At 61.1% G+C, this 16,230-nt stretch carries 15 protein-coding genes and 1 pseudogene; 4 read left to right on the top strand and 12 right to left on the bottom strand.

Features of this window, described 5'->3' with window-relative positions:
- Nucleotide 1: 1 nt before the first annotated feature.
- From ptsP to IB248_RS29085, 4 genes are all read right to left on the bottom strand, one after another.
- A complete protein-coding gene (ptsP, locus tag IB248_RS29100) occupies nucleotides 2–2,269 on the bottom strand; it encodes a phosphoenolpyruvate--protein phosphotransferase (protein WP_018857869.1) in 2,268 nt (755 codons plus the stop codon).
- 90 nt (nucleotides 2,270–2,359) lie between these two features.
- Complete coding sequence (locus IB248_RS29095) at nucleotides 2,360–3,634, bottom strand: aspartate kinase (RefSeq protein ID WP_018857868.1); 1,275 nt, start codon at nucleotides 3,632–3,634, stop codon at nucleotides 2,360–2,362.
- 318 nt (nucleotides 3,635–3,952) lie between these two features.
- Nucleotides 3,953–4,384 (bottom strand): MarR family transcriptional regulator, encoded by a 432-nt coding sequence (locus tag IB248_RS29090; protein WP_192242066.1) that lies wholly within the window; start codon nucleotides 4,382–4,384, stop codon nucleotides 3,953–3,955.
- 19 nt (nucleotides 4,385–4,403) lie between these two features.
- Nucleotides 4,404–4,853 carry a MarR family transcriptional regulator gene (locus tag IB248_RS29085; RefSeq protein WP_018857866.1) on the bottom strand — a complete coding sequence of 150 codons (450 nt, stop codon included), beginning with the start codon at nucleotides 4,851–4,853 and terminating at the stop codon, nucleotides 4,404–4,406.
- An 85-nt stretch (nucleotides 4,854–4,938) separates the two neighbouring features.
- On the opposite strand from IB248_RS29085, the gene IB248_RS29080 reads away from it, so the two are divergent.
- Both IB248_RS29080 and IB248_RS29075 read left to right on the top strand, forming a co-directional pair.
- On the top strand, nucleotides 4,939–6,831 hold the full coding sequence (locus IB248_RS29080; RefSeq protein ID WP_192242065.1) for a chloride channel protein: 1,893 nt from the start codon (nucleotides 4,939–4,941) through the stop codon (nucleotides 6,829–6,831).
- Between the two features lie 132 nt (nucleotides 6,832–6,963).
- Nucleotides 6,964–9,171, top strand: a complete 2,208-nt coding sequence (locus IB248_RS29075; RefSeq protein WP_113471539.1) for an adenylate/guanylate cyclase domain-containing protein — start codon at nucleotides 6,964–6,966, stop codon at nucleotides 9,169–9,171.
- A gap of 42 nt (nucleotides 9,172–9,213) precedes the next feature.
- On the opposite strand, the gene IB248_RS29070 is transcribed toward IB248_RS29075, so the two are convergent.
- A complete protein-coding gene (locus IB248_RS29070) occupies nucleotides 9,214–10,173 on the bottom strand; it encodes a FecR domain-containing protein (protein WP_192242064.1) in 960 nt (319 codons plus the stop codon).
- Nucleotides 10,174–10,361: 188 nt separating this feature from the next.
- Here IB248_RS29070 and ubiG point away from each other — a divergent pair, with 188 nt between their 5' ends.
- Nucleotides 10,362–11,108 carry a bifunctional 2-polyprenyl-6-hydroxyphenol methylase/3-demethylubiquinol 3-O-methyltransferase UbiG gene (ubiG, locus tag IB248_RS29065; RefSeq protein ID WP_018857862.1) on the top strand — a complete coding sequence of 249 codons (747 nt, stop codon included), beginning with the start codon at nucleotides 10,362–10,364 and terminating at the stop codon, nucleotides 11,106–11,108.
- A gap of 15 nt (nucleotides 11,109–11,123) precedes the next feature.
- On the opposite strand, the gene IB248_RS29060 is transcribed toward ubiG, so the two are convergent.
- The 6 genes from IB248_RS29060 to IB248_RS29035 form a co-directional block, all read right to left on the bottom strand.
- On the bottom strand, nucleotides 11,124–11,999 hold the full coding sequence (locus IB248_RS29060) for an SDR family NAD(P)-dependent oxidoreductase (protein WP_113471538.1): 876 nt from the start codon (nucleotides 11,997–11,999) through the stop codon (nucleotides 11,124–11,126).
- Complete coding sequence (locus IB248_RS29055) at nucleotides 11,996–12,781, bottom strand: hypothetical protein (RefSeq protein ID WP_192242063.1); 786 nt, start codon at nucleotides 12,779–12,781, stop codon at nucleotides 11,996–11,998. The genes IB248_RS29060 and IB248_RS29055 overlap by 4 nt, the downstream gene beginning before the upstream one ends.
- Before the next feature lie 10 nt (nucleotides 12,782–12,791).
- On the bottom strand, nucleotides 12,792–13,379 hold the full coding sequence (locus tag IB248_RS29050; protein ID WP_192242062.1) for a protein-S-isoprenylcysteine O-methyltransferase: 588 nt from the start codon (nucleotides 13,377–13,379) through the stop codon (nucleotides 12,792–12,794).
- A gap of 68 nt (nucleotides 13,380–13,447) precedes the next feature.
- On the bottom strand, nucleotides 13,448–14,026 hold the full coding sequence (locus IB248_RS29045) for a hypothetical protein (protein WP_018857858.1): 579 nt from the start codon (nucleotides 14,024–14,026) through the stop codon (nucleotides 13,448–13,450).
- A gap of 150 nt (nucleotides 14,027–14,176) precedes the next feature.
- A complete protein-coding gene (locus IB248_RS29040; protein WP_037075964.1) occupies nucleotides 14,177–14,305 on the bottom strand; it encodes a hypothetical protein in 129 nt (42 codons plus the stop codon).
- Between the two features lie 170 nt (nucleotides 14,306–14,475).
- Nucleotides 14,476–15,057, bottom strand: coding sequence for a L,D-transpeptidase (locus tag IB248_RS29035; protein ID WP_192242061.1), 582 nt, complete (start codon nucleotides 15,055–15,057; stop codon nucleotides 14,476–14,478).
- Nucleotides 15,058–15,351: 294 nt separating this feature from the next.
- Between IB248_RS29035 and IB248_RS29030 the strand changes: the two genes are divergently transcribed.
- Nucleotides 15,352–16,107: an SDR family NAD(P)-dependent oxidoreductase gene (locus IB248_RS29030; protein WP_018857856.1), complete on the top strand. Its 756-nt coding sequence runs from the start codon at nucleotides 15,352–15,354 to the stop codon at nucleotides 16,105–16,107.
- Here IB248_RS29030 and IB248_RS29025 read toward each other — a convergent pair.
- Nucleotides 16,104–16,230: pseudogene (locus tag IB248_RS29025) on the bottom strand (IS481 family transposase); the annotation flags it as partial. The gene IB248_RS29030 and the pseudogene IB248_RS29025 sit on opposite strands and share 4 nt — an antisense overlap.

Below are 16,230 nucleotides of genomic sequence, written 5' to 3'. Positions count from 1 at the left end.
CCTAAAGAGGAATATTGTGAGCTTCCGCGAAGTGGGCAAGCACATCGCGGATCGAAGTCGCCGACTTGGTGTCGTCAAGCGCCTCGTTCATCACCTTCGCCAGCGTCTCAACCTCGAGACCGAGCAGCATCGCCTTGACCGGACCGATCGATGCCGGCGACATCGAAACCGAACGGAAGCCTATGCCGAGAAGCGCCATCGCCGAGATTGGCTTGCCGGCAAGCTCGCCGCACAAGGTCACGGGCGTGTTGTTGCGCTCGCCTGCCCGCACGATGTCGCGCAGGATCCTAAGGAACGGTTTGCCAAGCGGATCGAAGCGGTCGGACACGCGCGCATTGCCGCGATCGACCGCCATCGAAAACTGGAAGAGGTCATTCGACCCGACCGAGACGAAATCGACCGCCGACATCAGCTCGTCGAGCTGCCAGAGCAGCGCCGGCACCTCCAGCATCGCCCCGAACTGCAGCTTGCGCGGCAGGCCGTGGCCGAAGCGCGAAAGGTGCTGAACCTCCTTCTGCAGCAGTTCTCGCACGGCGGCGATCTCGGAAACCTCGGTTACCATTGGCACCATCAGCTTCAGCTCGATGCCGGCCGCCGCCTTCAGCATGGCGCGCAGCTGCGTGCGCAGCAGGCCCGGACGATCGAGCGAAAGGCGGATTGCCCGCCAGCCGAGCGCCGGATTTTCTTCCTCATGGCCACGGAAATAGGGAACGACCTTGTCGCCGCCGATATCAAGCGTGCGGAATGTCACAACTCGTCCGGCCGCCTGCTTCAGCACATTGCGATAAAACAGCTCCTGCTCTTCCGCCTTCGGCATGTTGGAGGCGATCATGAACTGCAGCTCGGTGCGGAACAGGCCAATGCCTTCAGCACCCGAGTCCGAAAGCTGCGGCAAATCGACCAGCAGCCCGGCGTTCATCATCAACGATACGCGCTGGCCGTCCCTGGTGCGCGACTCGACCGAGCGCAGCGCCCGGAACTGCTCCTGGCGGCGGGCGCGGAACCGTACCTTTTCCTCGTAGGAGCGCTGATGCTCCGGCATGGGGCGAAGGTGCACATGCCCGCCATCGCCGTCGATGATGACGGCATCGCCGTTTTCGGCGAGCGCCACCACGCCAGCGGCCTGGCCGATCACAGGAATGCCCATGGCACGCGCGACGATCACCACATGGCTCGTCACCGCACCTTCTTCCAGCACGAGCCCGCGCACATTGGCACGCGGATAGTCCAACAACTCAGCCGCACCCATGGCACGCGCCAGGATGATGGCGTCGCTTGGGAAACCGTCCCCCGCTGTGCGGCCGGTATAGCCGGTCAACTGCCGCAGCAGGCGGTTCGCGAGATCTTCGAAATCGTGCATCCGCTCCCGCAGATAGGGATCGGTCATGCGGATCATGCGCGCCTTGGTGTCGCTCTGCACCTTCTCGACGGCGGCTTCCGCGGTCAAACCGTTACGGATTGCTTCCTCGAGCTTGCGCACCCAGCCCTGGTCATGGGCGAACATGCGATAGGTTTCGAGAACCTCGCGGTGCTCGCCCTCCATCGAAACGTCGCGCTGCGACAGAAGGTCATCGATCGAGATGCGGAGCGACCCTAGCGCCTCGCCCAGGCGGCGGATTTCCTTCTCGGAATCCTCATTCAAAAGGTTGGTGACGACGATACGCGGCTCATGCAGCACGACGTAGCCGAGGCCGATGCCTTCATTATAGGTGTCGCCGTCGATGGTCACCGAACGCGTCAGGTCGAGTTCGAGCCCGGGCTTGGTGATCTTCTTGAGTTCGCCGGTGGCGATCATCTCGGCAAGCACCATCGCGGTCGTCTCGAGCGCTTCGAGCTCTTCTTCGCGGTAGGTGCGGCTCGCCTTGTTCTGCACGACCAAAACGCCGAGCGAGCGGCCGGTGCGCAGGATCGGCACGCCGAGGAACGAATGGTAGATCTCTTCGCCGGTTTCCGGCAGGTAGCGGAAAGCCGGGTGCGATTGCGCGTCGGAGAGATTGAGAGGCTGCGCCGATGCCGCGATCGTACCGACCAGACCTTGTCCCATCTTGAGCTGGGACAGGTGGACCGCTTCCTTCTTCAGACCTTCGGTTGCATAGAGCTCGAGAACGCCGTCAGCGCGCAACACATAGACGGAGCAAACCTCCGCCACCATGTTGCCTGCAATCTGGCGAACGATCCGATCGAGACGCTCCTGCGGCTCCAGCGGCTCCGCCATCAACTCGCGCAGCCGCTTGAGCAGCACGCGCGGACCGCCGGAAAGGTCTCTCATTGCGTCTCAAGCTCCAAAACAAACATCAAAGCCTCGCGGCCGACAGCCGCGTGACTTCACAACTTGAACGCGCGGCAGACTCGTTCAGAATCAGTTCTTATCGAGACCGTAGCAGGAATGCAAAGTCCTGACAGCGAGTTCCGCATAAGGACCATCAATCAGGATCGAAATTTTGATCTCAGAGGTGGTGATCGCCTTGATGTTGATGCCCTTGTCGGCCAGCGCCTTGAAAGCGGTGGCGGCAACGCCGGCGTGGCTGCGCATGCCGATACCGATGACCGACACTTTCACCAGGCCCGCTTCGTTCTGAACGACGTCGTACCCGATCTTTTCCTTGTTCTCGCCCAGAACCTTGATCGCCTTGTCGACATCACCCGAAGGAACCGTGAAGGTCATGTCGGTCTTCGAGCCGTCTTCCGAGATGTTCTGGACGATCATGTCGACATTGATGTGGCTTTCGGCCAGCGGTCCGAAGATCGCAGCGGAAACGCCCGGCCGGTCGGCAAGACGGCGAAGCGAGATCTGAGCCTCATCCTTGGCATAGGCGATGCCGGTGACTACTTCCTGTTCCACGATTTCATCCTCGTCACAAATCAGCGTTCCGGGCGGATTCAAGAAGTCACCCATGCCCGGAGCATCGGGATCTTCGAAAGAGGAGCGCACGAAGGTACGGACCTTGTGCACCATGGCAAGCTCGACGGAGCGAACCTGCAGAACCTTGGCGCCGAGCGACGCCATTTCGAGCATTTCCTCGAAGGCGATCTTCTTCAGGCGGCGTGCCTGCGGCACGATGCGCGGATCGGTCGTGTAGACGCCGTCAACGTCGGTATAGATATCGCAGCGATCGGCCTTGACCGCAGCCGCGATCGCAACTGCCGACGTATCGGAGCCGCCGCGGCCGAGCGTCGCGATGCGGTTGTCGGGCCCAAGACCCTGGAAGCCGGCGATGACGGCAACCTGCCCCTCGCCCATACGCTTGATGATGTCGGAGCCATCGATATCGAGGATGCGGGCGGCGCCATGGGCGTTGTCGGTACGGATCGGGATCTGCCAACCCTGCCAAGAGCGGGCATTGATATCCATCGCCTGCAGCGCGATCGCGAGCAAGCCGGAGGTCACCTGCTCGCCCGATGCAACAACGGCATCATATTCGCGCGCATCGTAAAAAGGTGAATTGGCGCCGACGACCTTTGGCGTGCCTTGCACCCACCCGACCAGCTCGTTGGTCTTGCCGGACATGGCGGAGACGACCACCGCCACTTCGTGGCCGGCGTCGACTTCACGTTTCACATGGCGGGCAACGTTCTTGATGCGGTCCAGATCAGCGACGGACGTTCCGCCGAATTTCATTACGATGCGTGCCATATGCCTCTACCACGACCTAGCGCCGAGAGAGACCAAAGCCAGACCCGGCATCACGAACCCTGCATGGAGCCGCATGGCCGAAGAGCCCGGAATTGGGAGTTTCTGGAACCCTTCTAGAGCCTTGCACCCCAAGGGCCCAAGTTGCCGCGTCTCTTAGCGAGTTTGTTGGGGGGTGGCAAGGTGTGGAAAGGAGAATGCGACACCCTGGAACTGGCGGGTAAAAGTGGCAGCTGCCACCCCGGCTAGGCCTCCTCAGCCTCGAGGGCGTTTGGCAGCGCAGCAGAGGAGAGAAATCTGCCGGAGGTCTGAGACTTCCCTTCAACGCTCGATTTCGTCCTGCAGCTTCCTGAGGATGTCAATCAGCTGCGGCGCCATCTCCCGGATTTCCGTCAGATGGATAGCAGTCAGGCGCTTCAACACATGCTCTGCCTTGTCGGTGAGCTCCAATGTCTGCCGGCGCTTGTCGTTCGGATCCGTGCGACGCGACACGTAGCCGGCTGTGACCAGACGTCCAACGAGCTCCGTTGCCGAATGGGGCGCGATCAGCAGCCGTTCAGCAAGCATTCCGATCGTCATCGAGTCTTCGCCGCGATGGCCCTTGATCGACAGCAATGCCTGATGCTGTTGCGTTGGGAGCCCCTCCTCTTGTGCCGCGGACGTGCTGAAATCCATGAAGCGGCGCAAGGTGTAGCGCAGATTGGACAAGGCCTCGTAGTCGGCGTCGGTCAGTCGTTCTCCGGGTGTCCTCAATGCAGATCCCTCGTGGCCATCATTGCATCCATGCGGCGACTTCCATTCTTCGATGATCCTGGAGCACGCGCAACGCCAGCATGAGTTCGGGAGCCATCTCCCGGATCTCGTAAAGATGCGCAGGCGTCAGCCGTCGCAATATCTCTTCCGCCTTGTCTGTCAACCGCACAATAGTCCGGCGCCTCTGCTTCACTTCGATAGTGACATAGCCACGTCCCTCAAGCGAGCGCGTAAGTTCGGCTGCAGATGCAGCCGGGACGAAGAGTCGCGCCGCCAAGGTTGAAACGCTCATCTGTTCTCCGCTTCCCAGTCCCTTGATCGCGAGTAGTGCCTGATGCTGTTGCGGCGATAGACCGAGCTTCTCCGCCGCCTTGGTGCTGAATTGGCGAAATTTTCGAATTCTGTACCTCAGGTTGGCCAACGCGGCATAATCAACATCCGATAAGCTGCCGTTTTTGCCCGACACCATTTCTGCCTCCAGATCTGCTTGTTGATTTATATCGTATCACGATATATTTGCAACGTCGAACAGAAGCGTTTCAACGGGATCCTCCATGTACGAGCAATCGACCCCTCACCGGCCACATGACTTTACCGGCGGCCTCTCGCGGCGCGAGGCCGGGGACTTTACGACGGACAAACGCGTTCTCGCGCTGGTCGGCATGGCCGTGGTGGTCGGCTCCGGCGGTGCGTTCGCCGCCTGGGTCCTGGTGAGCCTGATTTCGCTGGTCACCAGTCTCGTGTGGTTCGGGCGTTTCAGTATTGCCGCCACCTCGCTTGCTGATGCACCGCGCTCCGTATGGATGGTTGCCATTCCCATCCTTGGCGGCCTTGTTATCGGGCTGATGGCCCGCTTCGGATCCAAGAAGATCCGCGGTCACGGCATCCCCGAGGCAATCGAGACGATCCTGATTGGTGGCAGCCGGATGTCGCCGAAGGTGGCGATTCTCAAGCCGCTCTCGTCGGCGATCTCCATCGGCACCGGCGGACCTTTTGGCGCCGAAGGGCCGATCATCATGACGGGCGGCGCCATCGGATCGCTCTTCGCGCAATGCTTCCACTTGAGCTCGGCCGAGCGCAAGACGCTCCTCGTCGCGGGTGCGGCCGCCGGCATGACCGCAATCTTCGGTTCACCGATTGCCGCAGTCATGCTCGCCGTAGAATTGCTGCTCTTCGAATGGAAGCCCAGAAGCTTCATCCCCGTTGCCATCGCGGCCTGCGTGTCGATCTGCTGGCGCCCCTTCCTGTTCCAGGCCGGCCCTCTTTTTCCCAAGCAATTTCACATGGACCTTCCCTGGTGGGGCATCGCGCTCTGCGCTGCGATGGGGATTATTGCGGGGCTGCAATCCGGCCTGTTGACGACGATGCTCTACAAGATCGAAGATCTCTTCTCGGCCCTGCCGATCCATTGGATGTGGCGCCCGGCGATTGGCGGGTTGATCATCGGCCTCGGCGGCTTGATCGAGCCTCGCGCCCTCGGAGTCGGCTACGACATCATCGAAGGATTGCTGAACAGCACTCTTCTGCCGTCGGCCGTGTTGGCGGTCCTGCTTGTGAAAGCATTCATCTGGCTTGTGGCGCTGTCATCGGGCACATCCGGTGGCGTACTCGCGCCGCTGCTGATCTTCGGAGGAGCCCTCGGATGGCTGGTCGGCCTGGTGCTTCCCGGCGACCCGGGATTCTGGGCCTTGCTGGGCATGGCCGCAATGATGGGAGGAACGATGCGCGCACCGCTGACGGGCACGTTCTTTGCCGTCGAACTCACCGGCGACGTTTCGATGCTGGTACCCCTCCTGGCGGCCACGGTAGCAGCCTACGTGGTGACCGTTCTCCTTCTTCGCCGGTCGATCCTCACCGAAAAGATCGCACGGCGCGGCCAACACATCACGCGAGAATACGGCATTGATCCCTTCGAATTGACGCGTGCGCGCGAGATCATGATCAAGGAGGTCGACACGCTTGCAGCAAGCATGACAGTCGGCGATGCCTGCGCCTTCTTCGCGACGCCTGCAAGAACGCACCGGGTTTATCCGGTCGTTGACGGCAGCGGTGTCCTCAAGGGACTGGTCTCCGGTAGCGATGCGTTGCGATGGCAGGACGCAGCCGCGTTTTCCGACCAACGTCTCGACGACATGGTGTCCGACGCATCTATCCCCGCGGCACATCCTGACGATACGGTCGGATATGTCGCTGACCTGATGTTGTCGACTGGCTCCGGCCGCATCCCGATCGTCGATCCACAGATCGCCAAGCTTCATGGCTTGATTGCGCGGAAGGACCTACTGCGCCTTCGAAGCACGCTGCGAGCGACGGAGACCGAGCGAAGGCCCTTTCTTGGGCCGCGCAGAGCAAATGACAAGCGCATGCTGACGTTGGAGAATTCAGAGGCTGCAGCTTCGCAGACCAACAACCCGTATCGCCTGGGCAAGGAGTTTCCGACCGACTGAACAGCGTCGCTGATTTGCTCGAAAGGCGCAGTTGCATCGCGCGGTGGAAACAGGCAGCCTAGTCGCGCCCGGAAATGCGCCTCCTTTATCGCCGGCGCCACTTGGTTCCAGGCCCGAGGGCTCCGATTGCATATGACGCGTGCGCAGCAAATCGGCGTTATTATTGGCCTCGCCATCGTCGCGGCGTTCACAATGCTGCGGGCAAGCGATCCACCACTGCTGCGGCAAATCCGCGACGTCACATTTGATGAATATCAGCGGATCTCACCGCGCGCCTTTGAGCCGACACCGGTCCGCATCATCGATATCGACGAGGCCTCGCTCAAGGAATTCGGCCAGTGGCCCTGGCCGCGCGACCGGCTGGCGCTTCTCGTGGAGCGCCTGTCCGATCTGGGAGCCGCCGCGATCGCCTTCGATGTGCTGTTTGCAGAACCGGACCGTCTCTCGCCGCGCACTGTCATGCGCGATGTCGCCGGCGTCGACCCGACGTTGCTGAGGCGACTACCCGACAATGACGAGCTTTTCGCCCAAGCGATCGCCGGACGCCCCGTGGTGCTCGGCTTCGGCCTGACGACGGAGGGTAACTATCGGCCACCGGTCAAAGCAGGCTTCGCTTTCACCGGCGAGAGCCCCGTCAACGCGCCGCCCCGGCTCGACGCAGCGACACCGGTACGCCCGCAATTGCAGCTCAATGCGACAGGTCTCGGCCACATCAGCCTCAATCCCGGCAATCCCTCCGCTGTCGTACGCAAGGTCCCGCTCTTTCTGACGGATGGGGAGCAGCTCTATCCGAATCTGGCGATCGAGGCGCTGCGTGTCGCCCAGGGCGCTTCGACCTATGTGTTGGCAGCCGCCCCCGAGGCTCCCGATACACTGACATCGGTCAAGATCGGTGAGTTCGTCATACCGGTGACTGCGAGCGGTGAGTTGTGGCTGTATATCAGTCCTGATGTCCCGCAACGCTATATCTCCGCCGGCAAGATCCTGGCGCCACAAGGCGTCGATCCGCAGGTCGCTGCCGCCATCGAAGGAAGCATCGTCTTTGTCGGCACATCCTCGGCTGGTCTGCAGGATATTCGCACGACGGCGCTCGGCCAGAACGTCCCTGGTGTTTCCATGCATGCCCAAACCGTCGAACAGATCCTGACCGGCCACTTTCTCTCCCGGCCCGATTGGGCGGATGGACTGGAAATTCTTGCGATTGCCATCCTGGGTACGCTCCTGGTGGTGCTGACGACCTTCGTCAGCCCGGCTGTGGCGCTTGCCTGCGGCCTATGCCTGACGGCATTGGCGCTTGCGGCCTCCTGGTTTGCCTTTTCCGCCTGGGGCCTGTTGCTCGATCCACTCGCGCCGATCATTGCCGGCTCAATCACCCATTTCGCCGCCACCTCATTCCGCATCCTCGTTATCGACCGCGAGCGGCGCGCAGTCCGCCGTGCCTTCGGGCAGTATCTTTCACCCTCGCTGCTCTTTCGGATCGAGCACAGCCGCGATGCGATGCGGCTCGGCGGCGACGACCGCGAACTGACGGTGATGTTCGTCGACGTGCGCGGCTTCACCGAACTCAGCGAACGACTGCAGCCAGCCGAAGTCGTCCGCTTCCTGAATACGCTGCTCGATGCGTTGAGCCGCCACGTGACGGCCAATGAAGGGACGCTCGACAAATTCATCGGCGACTCGATCATGGCCTTCTGGAACGCCCCGGTGGACGTCAAAAATCATCCTGCCAAGGCAGTACGCGCCGCCCTTGCCATGCGTGAGACGCTCGCTTCGCTCAACGCATCCGATGCTTTCGGCTTCGGCCCGGAGTATCAGGTCGGTATCGGCGTCGGCATTCACACCGGCCTTGCCTGCGTCGGCAACATGGGGGCCGAAACACGCTTCAACTATTCCGCCGTCGGCGACGCCGTCAACGTCGCGGCGCGCATCGAATCCGCCTGCAAGGAAGTTGGCTTCGACATTCTCGTCTCGGAAACCACGGCTGGCGAACTGGCGCATTTCGCACTCCTCGACGCCGGCCTGCTCGGACTGAAAGGCAAGAGTAGCCGGGCGCGCCTCTATGCCGTTGTCGGTGGCGAGCACGTTCGCGGTTCAAGTGCATTTGCCGAGATGCATCGCATTCATACGGAGCTTGTCGCCGCGCTCCGCGCCCATTCGGCGGAGACACGCAAGCTGCTCAATATCGCCAAGCTCAAGTCAGCCGAGCTAACCGCGACCCTGCCCCAATTCTATAGCCGCCTCGGGCGCCGGGCGGACCACTTCCGCGACAGTCCCGGCAATGACGATGACGGTATTGGCGCGGCTCTGCCGCATGAAACCAAGCTTCACCTCGAACCCTGATTGCGGCTCTTACGACCACGACCCATCGCGATCGTGGTCTCATCATCGCCAATTGCGCCCACGGTCGCGGTCAAAAGGGCCTCGACCGAAGTGATCCCAACCGCGATGGTGATCCCAGTCGTGATGGTGGTCACGGTCGTGGTGGTGATGGTGATCAGGCTTGTCCGGCTTGTCGGGTGGATCCGGCGTGTCCGGGAGCTGTTGCGGTGTCTGCGGCAATTGGGACGGTTGAGGTGCCTGTGGCGCCTGCTGCGGCGCCTGGGGTGCCTGCGGCGCCGGCCGCTCCTGCCGCTGCGGCCGGGGCCGGTCCTGACGGTCCTGGCGCAGGGACGCCAGCCCGCAACTGGTGCGAATGCCGCCGAGCGCGCCCGAAAGCTGCTGATCGCCGGACAGGAAGGGCAACGCTCGCGGATTACTCAGTGTCTGCAGCGTGCTGCGATCGACCTTGCTCGGATCCGTCATTCGGCCGCCGCGGGTTGCGACCACGCAGTCGCATTGCTGACGCAACTGCTTGCAGCCCCCTGGGCCGCAGAAACTTGCGGCACCGTTCAACAACACGATCGCCGTCGTACCGTTCGGGCCGACGTAGAAATCGAACGCCGTTCCGCGCACCCCGATCGTGCCGGCCGGAGTTACAATCGAGTAGGCCGACGAGGCTGAATTGCCGCTGATCCAGCGGAACGTGCCTTTCGCCGCCTTGATCGAAAGCCTCTTCACGGAGGCCGAATCGTCATAAACGAACTTGTCGATCACGACCGTCGACCCCGCACCGACAGCCAGTTTGGTGCCATCCTTGAAGATGAATTGTCCAAGGCCGGACTGCGATGTGCGGATGCGCTCGTCCTTATGGACGGGGGATCGCACAACCAGCGGGCCGGTCTCGCCTGAAACCTCGGTTCGAATCAGTGTTGCCTGCCCAACCGGCTCGGCGGAGAAAGCCTGCAGCGGACCGAATAAAGCAAAGAAGACACCTGCAGCGACAGCACCACAGAAGCGAGACATGGTCGACCCCCGATAAACTGTCAGTATATTAGCATATTGTTAACTTTAACGTCTTCTCATCTTCTTGGTGTAGGGAGTACGGCTTTCGCCTTCACCGGGAGTTGCTTGCGACACCACGCCCGCGGTCAGCTCTTGACTTCCTCACAGCTTCGTCCGACTTCACTCAGAACGAATGCGAGGACAAAAGCATGAGCGAAGCGGCAAAAAGCACGATCGACCAGGAAGAGGTGGACCGCTTTTCGGCGATGGCGGCCGAATGGTGGAGCCCCACCGGTAAATTCAAGCCACTGCACAAGTTCAACCCCGTGCGGCTCGCCTATATTCGCGATAAGGCAGCGGAAAACTTCGGCCGCGACGTTCGTTCCCCAAGGCCGCTAGAGGGTCTTCGCGTCCTCGACATTGGCTGCGGTGGCGGTTTGCTCTCGGAGCCGGTGGCCCGCATGGGTGCCAGCGTCGTCGGTGCAGATCCATCGGAAAAGAACATCGGCATCGCTTCGACCCATGCGAAAGCCTCAGGCGTATCCGTCGATTACCGTGCCGTCACGGCCGAACAGCTTGCAGAGGCCGGCGAAACCTTCGACATCGTTCTCAACATGGAGGTCGTGGAACACGTCGCCGACGTCGATTTCTTCCTGGGCACCTGCGCAAAGATGGTTCGCCCGGGTGGCTTGATGTTCGTCGCAACGATCAACCGGACGATGAAGGCCGCCGCGCTCGCCATCTTTGCGGCAGAAAATATCCTGCGGTGGCTGCCGCGCGGCACTCATCAATATGAGAAGCTGGTCCGTCCCGAAGAGATCGAAAAGCCGGTTGCGGACAATGGCCTTTCGATCATCGATCGCACGGGCGTCTTCTTCAATCCGCTGTCAAACCAGTGGAATCTGTCGAAGGACATGGATGTGAACTACATGATGCTGGCGAAACGCCCTGGCTAATAGAGGTCGCGAGGGTCAGACCCCTCGACGCGCCTGTCTCGAGCCACAGCACTCCTTGAAAGGCTTGCCCGAGCCGCATGGACACAGGTCGCGACTGCGCCGTTGCAGGCGACCGATCAAGGGCACCTTCACGGCCGATGGCAGCGACGATGCCACGAAGGCGACCAGCTTCGCCGAAAGGCTTGGAATCACCAGACGGCGTCCGGCTTTGAACCCGCGCCAGGCGCGCTCGGCCACATAGTCCGAGCTGAGCTTGGGCAGGATCTTGAACAGAGCCGCCCGACCAGCACCAGACCGCTCCAGAAACTCCGTCGCAACGGGCCCAGGCGCAACGCAGGTAACCGTCACGCCGGTTGATCTGACCTCTTGATGCAGCGCCTCCGAGAAGGAGCGGACGAAGGCCTTGCTGGCGTAGTACAGCGCCATGTTCGGACCCGGCGTGAAACCCGCAATGGAGCCGAGATTGAGCACGCCGCCGCGGCCACGCGCCACCATACCCGGCAGGAAGTGCAGGGTCAGGTCAGTGAGTGCCCGGATGTTAAGGTCGACCATGCCAAGCTGGTCGGCAATCGGCAGTGTCGTTGCCGCACCGCGCAAACCATAGCCGGCGCTGTTGACCAGCACCTCGCAAACAAGGCCGTTGGCCGTAAGGAAGTCCTTCAGCCGCGCCGATGCGTCGGCCGCAAGCAGGTCGAGCGAGAGAGTGAATGCTGGGCCGCCTGCCGTTTTCACATCATCCGCAGCCGCCTCCAGTCCATCCAGCGACCGCGCAACGAGGACGACCGTCGCACCTTCTCGGGCCGCCACCTTGGCAATCGCCCGGCCGATGCCACGGGACCCACCGACCACGACGACGGCGGGGCGCAATGCTTCACGCTGTTCGTCTGTCATGGTGCCATCCCCGACACCGCCTCATCGGGGATCGCTTCGCCTGAAGCCATCCCGCGGACTTCGTCGGCAATCGCCCCATTCAGGATACTTTCGAAGCGAACGAGCGCACGGGCAACGTTCGCGCCATCCATGACCCGGTGATCATAGTGGATGCGCACGGTGACCGTTCCGTCTTCGGAGATCGGGCCATAATTGAAAATGGTGGTCAGCGGCGTTAGAGGGTTCAACGACTCCGCCCCCAGGCCCGAATAGACCGACAGCTGGAATGTGCCGAAGCGCCGTCCGCGCTGACGGCCAAGGTTCAGCCCAAGCCACATCAGAAGCCATCGGATCGGGCCGGGTGCGCGCGCAAATTTCAGCGCCCTGCGGAATTCCTTGATCTCATGGATCGGCTTTGATCTGGCTGCAAGAAAATGTCCCTCGATCTCGGCAATGGACCGATGCTCCGGATCCTTGATCGTGCTCAGCAGAACGATTCGCTCGCCCTCCTGCTCGCGCTCATGCGCAACGGAGGCGACACTGACCGGATATTCGTAGAGTTGCGGCCGGGGCAGCTTGACATAGGCACGCCGCAACTCCGCCACGTCCTGGCTGAGAAGGGCATAGCCCTTCAGGAACAACACCGTCCAGGACGTCTTGCTCTGCTGCGCCATCCTCGCTTGCTGTAGCGGCGCGAGATTCATCTGCCGCTGCACCGTGACGCGCGGCACGCCGATCGAGAACCGCATCAGGTCTCCGACCAGACGTCGTGATGGCGAAAGCTTGACGGCGCGTCCCCGCATCCTGCGTCCTCTAGTAGATGTAGGGGATAATTCGCTTCGTCCGGTCCATGTAGGCGCGGTACTCGGGACCGAAAATCTCCAGCATCATCCGCTCCTCCTTGTCTACCCGCAAAAAGAACAGGACTGCGAAGCCGATCAGGCCCGCCAGCCCAACGACCCAATTCGCGAGCAGAAAGGCCTGGCCAAGCGCCATCAGCAGAAAGGAGGTGTACATCGGATGGCGGACGAGCGCGTAGGGGCCGTGGGAAATCAGCTCGTGTTTCTCGCGGATCTGCAGCGTGATCGACCAGTTGCGGCCAAGCGCCTTGTGCGTTCTGCGGAAGACCCACATGGCCGTGAAAAACAATAGAGCACCGAGAATCACTGCCCACAGATGAGCAGGGTAGTCGGCGGCTGCTGGCTTTCCGGTTGCGACGTAGAAGCCTGGAATAAAGGCAAGCCCTATCAACGCAGCCGTAAGACCCGCCGCCTCCACACCGGAGCGCCGGTCGCTGACGACCCTCGTGCGCCTCGCGCGGCGTTCCGAAGGATAGCGAATGGCATACCAGGCGATGATGCCAAGCACCCACATGATTTTGCCAATGAGAGTGACGCTCAATTCAGATCACCGGAGCCCTTCTACGCCTGCCATCTATGGTGCCGAACGACCCGACGGCTCGCTCCGCATCACGTATTCATCTCTCGGAGCTTTGTAATGAACTCTTGCGGACGAAGCCAGATGCTAGGCGTCTTGTATCCCATGGAACTTGCGATCTCGCCGACGAAATTGTTGCAATTGTCGACGGTGGCCTGCCACATCTTCGATTTGGCCTGCAGGTCACGAATGTAAGCGACGGTCTTGTTGTACTCCGCTTCGGTGAGCAGGATGCGCCAGCTTGCCGAACGATAGGCTTCTTCAAGATCGCCATCCGTGGCCCCGGTCGACGCCGGAACGGGGATGAAATGCCCGAGTACGTAAGGCGCGGCGTCGGGAGAAGCCGGCGCAAGCCCGGCGACCTGCGGATTGATCATTCCGCCAGCCTTGTTCAGGCGTCCGAACACCGCATAGGTATGGCCATAGGTCAGCGCATAGCGTGAACGGAATTCGATGAAATACTGCCCCTCGCGCTGGGAGGCTTTAGCGACTTGTGCACCGCTGGCGTTCGAGGTGTACCTCGGTTGCGGTGGCTTGTCGTCAGATTGGCAGGATGTGAGCGCGAGCGCGGTGAGAATCAGGAGGGATAGGTGGCCTTTAGCAAGCGTCATGCTACGCTTCATCTCCGAGATCGAAGAGCACAGACACCCAAACAGAAATGCCAGCCTAGGGTTGCGCATTTGCGCATTAGGCAGCCTGGCTCCGACAACGATTTGGGGGAGGGGCCACAAAGTCCCTCCCCCTTACTCAAAAGTCAGATGTTACTTGGTGATCGGGGCTTCTGCCACCGGTGGTGGGGCTTTGCCCTTGCCCTTACCAACTGCTCCGCAAGCCGTCAGGCTCGAAACGGAAAACAAAGCAACAAGGCACATGATTAGGATTCTGCTCATCAAGTAGTTCCTCTCCGTTAGCATGGAATAGGTTATCGAAGGCAACGATTCTACTAATAGCGGTAAATTAGCGACAAGCCAAGTGCAGAAAGGGCACACCTAGCCGTCGCGTCGCACAGGCGACGCGCAAAGCTAACAGAGGGTGGCAATATCGATACAAAATGTAAGTATCATACGACCAAAACGCCGGTCCCAATGGGCGCCCGGCCGTAGAGGTGAACGATGTCTTCATTGGTCATGCGGATGCAACCATTCGACACGGCCTGTCCGATCAGCCAGGGCTCGTTCGTTCCGTGGATCCGGAAATAGGTATCCCGCCCGCCTTGGTAAAGATAAAGCGCCGCGGCGCCCAGAGGGTTGTTTTCCCCTCCGGGAACGCCCCCAGCATACTGCGCCAAACGCGGCTTGCGTTCGATCATGCTCGCGGTCGGCGTCCACGATGGCCACTCGGCCTTCCGCCCGACAACGGCATTGCCCTTCAGAGTAAGACCTTCCTCGCCGACTGCCACGCCATAGCGTGTCGCGCGGCCTTCGTCCTCAACGTAGTAGAGGTAACGTTCGTAGGTGTTGACGACGATACTGCCCGGCGCCTCGCCGCCCGAATATGCAACCTCACGCCGCCGGTTGCGGTAGCTGACGCCATTCGAAGAAAAGGGAGACCCTATCGGCCAACTCGCCGTGGTGCATCCAGAGGTCATCAATGCCACACAGCCCAAGACTAGGCCACGGCGCGTAATATGGTCGTTATCCATCGTTACCTGCTGATTATGGTGAGCCCTATCGCTTTCCTTTAGCATCCTGTTGTATTCAGGCCAAGTCATCGGTGGACCGCTCAAGCGCTCTTCTGTGCAGAAACCTCCCTGTCGTTGTATAAGTTCTTCATAATGTCGCCGTGTCGGAGGGCGCCTCTTGCGGCAATGGGCGCCGCGAAGCTAGGTTGAGACGCTTAGCGCCGCGGCGCCGGCGCGTTTCGCGGGGCTTCCGGGAGGTTGGCAGCTGTTCGCGTTTGAATTGACCTTGTCGCAGGGGAGCGATAGCAAATAACGATGAATCTTGGTTTCGAAGGAAAAGTAGCGATCGTCACCGGCGCCGGCTCAGGCATTGGCGCGGCCATCTCCCGTCAGTTGGCCGAGGAGGGCGCGGAAGTTGTCGTCGCCGATATCAATGTGGAAGCAGCGGAGCGGGTTGCAACGGAGATTCGCGAAAAAGGAGGCAAATCTCGCCATTTTGCGGTCGACGTGACCGATGCTGCAGCTGTTGAAAAGCTGGTCAAAACGGTCGCCGAAACCTGCGGCGGCCTCCATCTTGCGGTCAACAATGCCGGCGTCGACGGCGTGCGCAGGGCGACGGGAGATTATCCGCTCGACAACTGGCACAAGCTGATGGACGTCAACCTCAACAGCGTTTTCTACTGCATGAAATACGAGATCGGAGCGATGCTGGCCCGCGGCGGCGGTGCGATCGTCAATGTATCCTCCGTGCTCGGTGCCGTCGCACTGCCGATCGCATGCGCCTATACGGCGGCTAAACACGGCGTCGTGGGACTGACAAAGGCGGCGGCGATAGAATATGCCCGCCTGGGAATCCGCATCAATGCGGTCGGTCCCGGCTGGATTGAGACACCACTCTCATCGGAACATCGTGATATTGCGAGCAGCCGTCGCATGGAAGCACTGCAGCCGATGGGCCGGCGCGGCACGCCCGAAGAAGTGGCAGCTCTCGTCTGTTTCTTATTGTCGGAGCAGGCAAGCTTCATCACCGGCAGCTACCATCTCGTGGATGGCGCCTACAGCGCGCACTAGGTGTGTGGTCCCGGAATGAGATGGTGCGGATTGATTTTGAAGATTGACGGGTCCCTTGTCCAGGCGTTGCAGATTGCTTGATAGGGCGTTCGCCATCGGAGCGCCTTGAGGTGTTTGGCGAGG

It is taken from the genome of Rhizobium sp. RHZ01, assembly GCF_014851595.1.
Taxonomy (GTDB): Bacteria; Pseudomonadota; Alphaproteobacteria; order Rhizobiales; family Rhizobiaceae; genus Rhizobium; species Rhizobium altiplani.
This window is presented reverse-complemented; position numbering and strand designations above follow the sequence as displayed.